This is a genomic window from Pseudoalteromonas sp., assembly GCF_041629635.1.
GTDB lineage: Bacteria > Pseudomonadota > Gammaproteobacteria > Enterobacterales > Alteromonadaceae > Pseudoalteromonas.
Genome location: NZ_JBFKMX010000234.1, coordinates 1 through 3,025, shown reverse-complemented (window position 1 = coordinate 3,025; position 3,025 = coordinate 1). Strand labels below are relative to the sequence as shown.

General features: G+C 40.4%; 2 protein-coding genes. One reads left to right on the top strand and one right to left on the bottom strand.

The window, feature by feature from the left end; all coding sequences use genetic code 11:
* Nucleotides 1-1,203: amidohydrolase (locus ABYD77_RS18485; RefSeq protein ID WP_372771565.1), on the bottom strand; the 1,203-nt coding region annotated here is incomplete at its 3' end.
* A 284-nt stretch (nt 1,204-1,487) separates the two neighbouring features.
* Here ABYD77_RS18485 and ABYD77_RS18480 point away from each other — a divergent pair.
* The coding region (locus tag ABYD77_RS18480) for a hypothetical protein (protein WP_372771564.1) at nt 1,488-3,025 on the top strand (1,538 nt) is incomplete at its 3' end.

Sequence of the window (3,025 nt, the reverse complement as noted above, 5' to 3'; positions counted from 1 at the left end):
GTAAGGCGAATGATTGCTCGGTGCATCTTTAGGATCTGTTCCTTTTGGTGTACCGCCCAAAAATACAAATAATCCCGGTACTTCCATTGCATAGAATGAGAAATCTTCAGCACCAGTAATTTTTGGCATTTCAATTAAATTCCCTTTACCTGTCACCTTTTCAAGCGTTGGTAGCATTTTTTCTGTTAATTTAGGGTCATTAACGGTTACCGGATAGCCTTCATAGATAGTCACATCAGCGGTATTGCCAGACGATAACGCGATATGCTCAGCCGTGGTTTTAATTTTCTCGAAAATTTGTTGCCGATTTTCCATATCAAAATTACGAATTGTGCCGACCATGTCCACTTCTTCTGGAATGATATTATTCCTTACCCCACCTGCTATTTTTCCAAACGATACAATGGCTGGTTCTTTAGTAATATTAATTTGCCTACTGACAATATGATTTACCCCAGTAACAATTTGCGCAGCCGCTGCGATTGGGTCGGCGCCAGCCCAAGGTGTTGAACCATGAGTTTGCTCACCTTTAACTGTTATTTCAAATCGGTCTGCGCTGGCCATGGCTGGCCCACTGCGATAACCAATTTGGCCAACATTTAATTTTGAAGTGATATGTAATCCAAAGGCCACATCTGGTTTGTATTTTTTAAAAATACCTTCTTTAAGCATTAATTCAGCACCACCCTCTTCACCTTGTGGCGCGCCTTCTTCAGCAGGTTGAAAAACAAACATGATATTCCCTGCAAGTTCATTTTTCATGCTCGCAAGTACCTCTGCAGCTCCCATAAGCATTGCCACATGGGTATCATGGCCACACGCATGCATTATGCCTACATCAACACCGCGATAATTAGTCGTTTTTGTCGACTTAAAAGGCACATCTGTTTTTTCGGTTACGGGTAATGCATCCATATCTGCTCGTAACATAACGGTTGGCCCTGGTTTAGCACCTTTTAATAATCCCACTACGCCGGTATAAGCGATACCTGTTTCGACTTCCATGCCCAATGATTTTAAGTGTGCTGCCACAATGCCAGCCGTGCGTGTTTCTCTGTTACCAAGTTCGGGGTTTTGGTGGAAATCACGTCGCCACTCAATCACTTTTGGTTCAGTTTGTTTAAAGAGTGAATTGAGGTCACTTGATGCATATGTACCCAATGAAAAACTCGATAATACGAGGGCAAGCAGTGTTTTATTCATGCATAAATTCCTATCGTTTTTATTATTAGTTCACAACAACAATACCATCAAAAGCGTGCTAAGCAATTAACATAAAGTCCAAAGTCAATATAAGGTCAAACCATCGCGAAAATAGTACTGAATAGATATTCATATTCTCTGAATTGAACACCCACGCAGTGTGATAAAGTGTAATAACTTTCTCATATTTTTTTCTGATAAATATTTTATTTCCGTACCTATTTCGCGTAAAATCGCGAAAAAATTTCCACTAATTATAAGCTGTTAGCAATTTGGAGCCCCCTATGAAACTAAATGCTGTTCGTACACTTGTGTGTGCAGCCCTTGCTACCTCTGGATTTTCTGCACATTCGAAGTGCCATAGTCCTATGTACGGTATTGCCAGTGATGCTGGTCAAGGTGTTATTCACACACTAGATGAATACACAGGTCAAAGCCTGTCGAACTCAATCGCTTTATACGATTCTGCTGCGATTGCATTAGATACAGACAATCAGCGTTTATATTATGTTTCAGTGCCTCAAACTAATGGCGTAAGTTACTTAGCTTACTACGATATTAATGCAGGTTCTCATCATCAAGTTGGTAAAACAAAGTTCACCTACCGCCTTGTGAGTGATCCTGAACAAAACCTATTATGGGCTGCACATGACGATACACTTTTCACTATCGATCCAAACACAGGTTATGCGTCAATTTACGGTGAATTAACCGGCTTTCGTAATGAACAAGATAAGAACTGGGGTGATTTAACCTTCATCGGTGACACCTTATATTTAGTGAGCAAAAACAGTATTTATCGTGTCGATACAGATGCATTAACCGTTGAAATTGTTAATAAGCACAATTTGGCTTTAGCGACTGGGGCAGCTAAAAACCATGTTGGTGAATTAATTGTTTCTCGCCAAGACAACTTAGGTGGCTCTGAATTTTTTGCTTATGATATGGGTAAATCATCGCTCAGCTATTTATCGACAAGCAGCCATCGTTTTACTGACTTAGCTGCCGCAAACTGTGGCACAGGTGACTCTGGTTCATCTGGTGGTGAAGATAGCTATTACAAAATCAGTGCAGTATACAGCTTAGATAAAAGCCCAGAAGAAGGTGATGAAGCGCATCTGCGTGTTAAATTCAACAAAGACCTAGATGAAGAAAAGGATCTTAATCTAAAACTTAGCAGCGGCACTGCACAAAAAGGACAAGATTTCGATACAACAGCATTTGTTTCGTTTAATCGTGGTGAAAGCTATCCGTACGTCATTGATCTTGCTAGCCCTCAAAAAATAAGCGTCCCACCTGGTGGCCGCCATATTGATATTTTGATTGGCCTAAATAATGATGGCAAAGATGAAAATACCGAATATTTCACACTTGAAGCATGGCACCGAGAGACGCTTTCAGACCGCTTAACACTTAATCAAGATATTCTAGACCCTTCAAGTAATCAGGGTGATTTGCGTGTAAATGCTGTTTATTCCCGTCATACAAATGATTTAGTAGAAGAAGGCCGTACCATTAAGTACCGCTTGAAATTCAATAAAGAGTTAGTATTACCAACACCTTTAACCCTTGAAATTGAAGGGTCATCTGCAACTAAAGGTGATGATTTTTCAACGCTTGCAAAAGTCTCTTTTGACCGCGGCGAAACATTCGTAGAAAACGTTGACCTAGCAACACGTAAAGAAATCTTAGTGCCACCTGGTGGGCGATATGTCGACATTCAATTTGAATCCTATGAAGACGATTTAGAAGAAGGATTTGAAGCCTTAAAACTTCATGCTTGGCACCGAGCTGACCAATCAGACCATGAATTTGAAATTGT